7 protein-coding genes are annotated in these 6,525 nt (G+C 73.4%); 6 read left to right on the plus strand and 1 reads right to left on the minus strand.

Features of this window, described 5'->3' with window-relative positions; translation table 11 throughout:
* Positions 1-17: 17 nt before the first annotated feature.
* Positions 18-524, minus strand: a complete 507-nt coding sequence (locus ACWDN5_RS45825) for a hypothetical protein (protein ID WP_310976221.1) — start codon at positions 522-524, stop codon at positions 18-20.
* Between the two features lie 221 nt (positions 525-745).
* On the opposite strand from ACWDN5_RS45825, the gene ACWDN5_RS45830 reads away from it, so the two are divergent.
* From ACWDN5_RS45830 to ACWDN5_RS45855, 6 genes are all read left to right on the plus strand, one after another.
* Positions 746-1,315 (plus strand): DUF6801 domain-containing protein, encoded by a 570-nt coding sequence (locus tag ACWDN5_RS45830; RefSeq protein ID WP_449680687.1) that lies wholly within the window; start codon positions 746-748, stop codon positions 1,313-1,315.
* 201 nt (positions 1,316-1,516) lie between these two features.
* Positions 1,517-2,095 (plus strand): papain-like cysteine protease family protein, encoded by a 579-nt coding sequence (locus tag ACWDN5_RS45835; RefSeq protein WP_310976219.1) that lies wholly within the window; start codon positions 1,517-1,519, stop codon positions 2,093-2,095.
* On the plus strand, positions 2,092-2,856 hold the full coding sequence (locus ACWDN5_RS45840) for a hypothetical protein (protein ID WP_449680688.1): 765 nt from the start codon (positions 2,092-2,094) through the stop codon (positions 2,854-2,856). Before ACWDN5_RS45835 ends, ACWDN5_RS45840 begins: the two co-directional genes overlap by 4 nt.
* Positions 2,857-2,937: 81 nt before the next feature.
* The gene (locus ACWDN5_RS45845; RefSeq protein WP_449680689.1) at positions 2,938-3,975 is read left to right on the plus strand and encodes an Lrp/AsnC family transcriptional regulator; all 1,038 of its coding nucleotides are present in this window, start codon (positions 2,938-2,940) and stop codon (positions 3,973-3,975) included.
* Between the two features lie 30 nt (positions 3,976-4,005).
* Positions 4,006-5,121 (plus strand): serine hydrolase domain-containing protein, encoded by a 1,116-nt coding sequence (locus tag ACWDN5_RS45850; protein ID WP_449680690.1) that lies wholly within the window; start codon positions 4,006-4,008, stop codon positions 5,119-5,121.
* Positions 5,122-5,159: 38 nt separating this feature from the next.
* Positions 5,160-6,392 carry an FAD-binding protein gene (locus ACWDN5_RS45855; protein WP_449680691.1) on the plus strand — a complete coding sequence of 411 codons (1,233 nt, stop codon included), beginning with the start codon at positions 5,160-5,162 and terminating at the stop codon, positions 6,390-6,392.
* The last annotated feature ends 133 nt before the right edge of the window (positions 6,393-6,525 follow it).

A 6,525-nucleotide genomic window follows, 5' to 3' on the forward strand; every position in this document is an offset into this window, starting at 1 on the left:
GCCGCCGACCCCGGACCTCAGTTGCTGTTGCCGGGCTTCCAGCCGAGGTAGTTGGCGAAGTAGCCCTGGCGGGCGTGGCCGATGGCGCCGTTGACGCTCGTCGCCCAGACTCCGCCGCTTCCGTCGGCGATGCCGACGTGGCCGTAGGCCGAGATGTTCCAGAACACGAACGCTCCGCGCGGCGGGGTGCCGGTCGTGTGACGGGCGCCGTCGGACGACCGCCAGTGGTCGATCGCGCTCGCGTGGTGGGTCACGCGGTCCCACGCCAGGCGGACCGCCTTCTCGCAGTAGCCCTGGTACGCGGTGCTGCCGTTGCGACTGGAGAACCAGGCGATCGCCTGGTTCGCGGTCCGCGCCGCGGCGAGGTCGGCCGCCGAGTCGGTGATCACCGCGCCTGGGTCGGCGATGTCGGCGGCGGTCACCTCCGCGTAGACCTCCGACGGGGCGACGGCGGCCGAAGCGACGGTCGCGCCGCCGAAGAGCAGGGCGGCCGAGAGCGCGGCCGCCTGGCAGATCATGCGCATGGTTTCTCCCTCAGTAGGCCGGGCGGGCGGCCCGGCGAGGAGAACCCTGCGCCCCGCCGCTACACCGGCTCTACACCGCCGCTCTCGCGCGGGCGAATGACAAGAACCGCGACGGCGAAGACCGACGCCCATGACAAATTTCCCCGCAACCGAAAACAGTCGTGGCCGGTTGGGAAGTTTTCCACCTAGTATCCGAAGCCCGACGAGGAAAGGACGCACCAATGCGGAAAACCCGTGGAATCGGCGTTGCCGCGCTGCTGGCCGCCGCGCTCGCCATTGTTTCCGCCGGACCGGCCGCGGCCGCCGAAAAGCCGCTCACCTACCGGGGCGGGTTCCCGCTGATCGGTGACCAGCAGGTCGCCGTGGTGGTCAAGGCCGACATCCCGGCGGCCACGACCGCGGGCAGCACGATCTCGGTGCCGTTCAGCCTCGACGTCGACGCCGGTCGGGCCGCCGGCGACGGCCTGCGCCTGGTCGGCGCCACCCAGCTCTCCGGCTCGATCAAGTCCCAGGTGAACGTCGCGGTCGGCGGCCAGTCCGTCGCGATCCCGGTCGAGCTGCCGATCCCCGGGACGCCGGTGCCCGCCGAAGGCAGCCTGAAGTTCACTGCGGTCGGGCAGGTCGACTTCACCGTCCCGGCCGGCACCCCGGCCGGGGAGGCGACCAGCAGCGTCGACGCCGCCGCGAGCACGCACGTCGTCACCGACAGCAGCCTCGGCGAGTTCGACGTCGCCCTGACGCTCGACCCGCCGGACCAGGACGCCGTTCTCGGCACGACGACCGTGTCCTGACCGGGTCGCGAAGCAGGGGCCGCCGGAATCCGTCCGGCGGCCCCGAGCCGATGCCGGAATCCGGCGTCCCGGAACTGCCGGGATCCGCCCGAATCGTTTCCCCTCAACGCAATCCTCCCTTGGTAGGTACCGGATCACCGTGCCGGGCGCGGAGTATTCCGTGCCACCACGTCGAATCGTCACCGGCTGGAGGAGCACTTCGTGAAAACCACCTCACGAGTCCTGTGTGGACTCGCCGCGCTCTCGGTCGCGGCCGGCACGCTGCAGGCGCCGGCCGCCGCGGCCGCGGCCCGGACCGATCTCGGGATCACCATGCAGGCCCAGCAGAAAGACCAGTGGTGCTGGGACGCCAGCGGCAACACCATCGCCGCCTTCTGGGGATACTCCCTGACCCAGACCCGGTTCTGCCAGATCGCGCACAACGAGTCCGGCAGCGACTGCGCCAACAACCAGGGCTACCTGTCCGACCAGCAGCGCGTGTTCCGCTACCTCGGCTTCACGAACGTCGGGTCGTACAACTCGAGCGGCCAGACGCTTTCCTTCACCGGCGTCAAAAACCAGATCGACGCCGGAAAACCGGTCGGCACGCGCATCGGCTGGCGGTCCGGCGGCGGCCACATGCACGTGCTCTACGGATATGACAATTCCGGCGGCGCCACCCGCGTCGAATACGGCGACCCGTGGCCGAACAACAGCCGCTACAACTCGATGAACTACGACACCTACCGCTCGAACAACCAGTTCCAGTGGACCCACACGCTGTACGGGATCGAGGGATGAGCATGCTGCGGAAAGCGATGGGCGTGGCCGTGCTGGCCGGCGCCGCGATGCTCACCACGGACGGCGCCGCGAGCGCGGCGAGCGGGCCCGCGGGCGCGCCGACGGCCGCCGACACCGCCGCCATCGGGCAGGTCACCGGCGGCCCGGACACCCTCGGCCGCCTCGCCGAGACGAAGTTCCCCGGCAGCCACGCGGCGACGGCGGCGCGGCAGAGCACCGACCCGCGCACGCAGGTCCCGGTCTACGAGCCGACCGCGGCGTTCGTCGCCGGGAAGTCGGACGTCCCCGCCGCGCTCGCCTACGTGGCCGTCCCGGCGAAGACCGGTGACGGCACCCCCGCGACCGTCTGGGCGGAGCGCCAAGGCCCGGCCTGGACCGTCGTCAACGTCGCGTCCGGCGACTACGAGCGGCAGTACGCCCAGGCCGCGGCCGGCGGCTACCTCCTGCACGAACCGCAGGTCAACGCCTGGTACGCGGTGCACGGCGACGCCGTGACCGTCCTGGACGGCTCGGTCACCGGCCTCGCCGCGGGCACGAAGCTGTCCCTGGCCGACTACCGCGCCGCGCTACACCGGCGGTACGCGGACAAGCTGCCGGGCTCGGCCTACGACCGCGACGGCGCGGGCGGCGGCTACGGCGGCCGGGAACGCGCGGTGCCCGCCGCCGACCCCGGTGACGTCCCCGCGCTGCCGTTCGTGCTCGGCGGCGTCCTCGTGCTGGTCGCGGGTGCGGCCGCGGTGCCGCGGTTGCGGCGGCGGTAGGACGACGGGAGGACGACAAGGGGCCGCCGGAGGAGTCCGGCGGCCCCTTGGCAGCCGGTCATGATCAGGTCACAATGCGCCATGCCCGTTTCGCCCGGTGCGCCGCCGGAAGCGGCGCGCCCGGGGTTGAGCGCGTCGGACCTCGCGCTGGTGGAGGCGCTGCAGCGCGACCCGCGGGCGCCGTGGACCCGCATCGCCGCCGCCGTCGGCACCGACGCGACGACCGCCGCCCGCCGCTGGGAACGGCTGCAGACCGCCGGGCTGGCCTGGCTCACCGCCTACTCGACGCCGCCGACGACCACCGTCGGCTACGTCGACCTCGCCTGCCGCCCGGACGCGCTGAGCGCGTTGACGCGCGAGCTCTGCGGCTGGCCGTCGGTGTTCAGCGTCGAGCGCACCACCAGCCGGTTCGCGTTGTTCCTCGGCCTCGCCGCCCGCGACCTCGACGCGCTGGACGCCCTGGTCACCGGCCGCATCGGCACCCTGCCCGGGGTGCGGGAGGTCCGGTTCGCCGTCGCCACCCGCGTCTACCGCGAGGGCAGCGGCTGGCTGGTCGACGCGCTCGCCCCGGAGCAGCGGGCGGTGCTCGACGACACCGCCGTGCAGGCCCGGCTGGTCGTCCCGCAGCAGTGGAACGACCGGGACCTGCGCGCACTGGTCGAGTCCCTGGGAGAGGACGGGCGGCGCAGTTACGCCGTGCTGGCCCGCGACTGCGGGATGAGCGAGTCGGCGGTGCGGCGCACCCTCGCCCGGATGCTGCGCAACCACGAACTGGACTTCCGCTGCGACCTCGCGCACGTCCCGGCCGGCTGGCCGGTGATCGCGGGCTACCGCCTCGACGTCCACCCGACGGAGCTCGACCGCGCCGGCACGGCGATCGCGCAGCTGCCGGAGACCCGGCTGTCGGCCGCGGTGGTGGGGGAGGGCAACCTCGTCGTCTCGGCGTGGCTGCGGGTGCCGGCCGACTGCACCGCCTACGAGACGCGGCTGGCGGAAGCCGCGCCCGGGGCGCGCGTTCTCGACCGCGCGATCACGCTGCGGATGCCGAAGCGGATGGGCCGCCTGCTCAGCCCGCACGGCCTCGCCGGCACCCACCAGGCGATCATCCCGGCCCGCTGAACCAGGGTCGGACCGACCCTGGGGAGGATCATGAGCCTGCGCGAAACCCTGCAACGCCACGTCGACGCCGGCACGCTGCCCGGCGCGGTGGCCATCGTGGACACCGGCGCCCGGCGGGAGGTCGTGGCCGTCGGCTCGGTCGACGTCGAGGGCAGCCGCCCGATGGCCGAGGACACGCTGTTCCGCATCGCCTCCATCACCAAGCCGATCACCGCGGCCGCGCTGCTGGTGCTGGTGGACGACGGCATCGTCGCCCTCGACGACCCGATCGGCCGCCGGCGGCCCGAGCTGGCCGAACCGAAGGTCGTGCACACCCCGTCGAGCCCGCTCGACGACGTCGTCCCGGCGAAGCGGCCGATCACGGTGTTCGACGTGCTCACCGGCCAGGCCGGCTGGGGCTTCCCGTCGGACTTCACGCTCCCGGCCGTGCAGGCGCTGTTCCCGGTGCAGGGCGACGGCCGCGAGGTGCAGAGCTTCCCCGAACCCGACGTCTGGCTCGCGCGGCTCGCCGAAGTCCCCCTGGCCTACCAGCCGGGGGAATCCTGGTTGTACGACACGTGTTCGGTGCTCCAGGGCCTGCTCGTCGCCCGCGCGTCCGGGTGGTCCTTCCCGGAGTTCCTCGCCGAACGGATCTTCGCCCCGCTGGGCATGACCGACACGGGTTTCGTGGCCGAGCCCGGCCGGTCCACCGCCTTCTCCAAGAAGACCGCCGGCGGGCTGGTGCTCGCCGATCCGCCGGACGGGCAGTGGCGCACGATGCCCGCGCTGCCGCTCGGCAGCGGCGGCCTCGCCGGGACGGCGGGGGACTGGGTCGCGTTCGGCCGGATGCTGCTGGGCGGAGGCGCGGGCGTGCTCACCCCCGAGGCCGTCCGGTTGATGACGACCGACCACACCACCCCGGCGCACCGCGAGATCGGCGCGCTCTTCCTCGGAGGCCAGGGCTGGGGGATGGGCGGCTCGGTGGACATCGCCGCCACCGAGCCGTGGCACGTCCCGGGCCGGTACGGGTGGGTCGGCGGCACCGGCACCACGGCGCACGTCGTCCCCGCCACCGGCACCGTGGCCGTCCTGCTCACCCAGGTCGGCGAGGACAACCCCGTGCCGCCCGGCTGGATGCGCGACTTCTGGCGCGCGGCGGCCGCGTAGGGTCGGAAGCGATCCAGTACGGCGGAAGGACACAGCGGGTGGGCGAATCGAACTGGGCCGGGAACCTCACTTACGACGCGGACGCGGTGACGACCCCGCGGACCGTCGCCGAGGTCCAGGACGCCGTCGCCGGCGCGACGCACGTCAAGGCCCTCGGGAGCCGGCACTGCTTCAACACGATCGCGGACTCCCCGGGCGGGCTCCTCCTGGACCTACACGCGCTCGGCACCGGCGTCGAGATCGGCGACGGCACCGTGACGGTCGGCGGATCGGCTCGTTACGGCGACTTCGCGCAGCAACTGCACGAAGCCGGCCTCGCGCTGCCGAACCTTGCGTCGCTGCCGCACATCACCGTGGCGGGCAGCGTCGCGACCGGCACCCACGGCTCCGGACGCCGCCAGCCCGGCCTCGCCGCGGCGGTGTCCGGGATCGAGCTGGTCACCGCCGACGGCTCGCTGAAGACCTTCACCCGCGCCGACGCCGAGTTCCCGGGCCTGGTCGTGAGCCTCGGCGCGGTCGGCGTCGTCACCCGGCTGACGCTCGACGTGGTCCCCACGTTCGACGTCCGGCAGGACGTGTTCGACGACCTGCCGTGGGAAGCCGCGGACGCGCAATTCGACGAGATCGAAGACGCCGGCTACAGCGTCAGCATGTTCACGAACTGGGCGAACGACCGGATCGACCAGGTGTGGGTCAAGAGCCGCGAAGGCACCGGGCGCACCGGCCTGTTCGGCGCGGTCCCGGCGGACGGGCCGCGCCACCCGGCGCACGCCGCCGGCATCCCCGCGGACAACTGCACGCCCCAGCAGGGGGTGCCGGGTCCGTGGCACGAGCGGCTGCCGCACTTCGCGCTGGCGTTCACCCCGAGCGTCGGGGACGAGCTGCAGTCGGAGTACTTCGTGCCCTACGGCGCGGCCACCGCCGCGATCCGGGCGGTCCGCGAAATCGGCGAGCTCGTCGCGCCGCTGCTGCTGGTCTCGGAAATCCGCGCGATCGCGGGCGACGACCTGTGGCTCAGCCCCTGCCACGGCGGCGACCGGGTGGCCCTGCACTTCACCTGGCAGCCGCGGCAGCCGGAGGTCGAGGCGGTGCTGCCGGTCCTCGAGGAGCGCCTGGCCCCGTTCGGGGCGCGCCCGCACTGGGGCAAGCTCTTCCACGGCGTCCCGGGGGAATACCCGCGGCTGGCGGAGTTCCGGGCACTGGCGGGGAAACTGGACCCGCAGGGCAAGTTCCGCAACCCGTTCCTGGACCGCAACGTCTTCGGGGGCTAACCCGACGGCGGGGCCGTGGTGGCGCGCACGATCAGGTGCGTGTCCAGCACCTGCGCCGTGTGCTCGTCGGCCTCGCCGTCGAGCAGGCCCAGCAGGATCGTCACCGCCGCCCGGCCCGCCGCCTCGGTCGGCA

This window comes from Amycolatopsis sp. NPDC003731 (genome assembly GCF_053586895.1).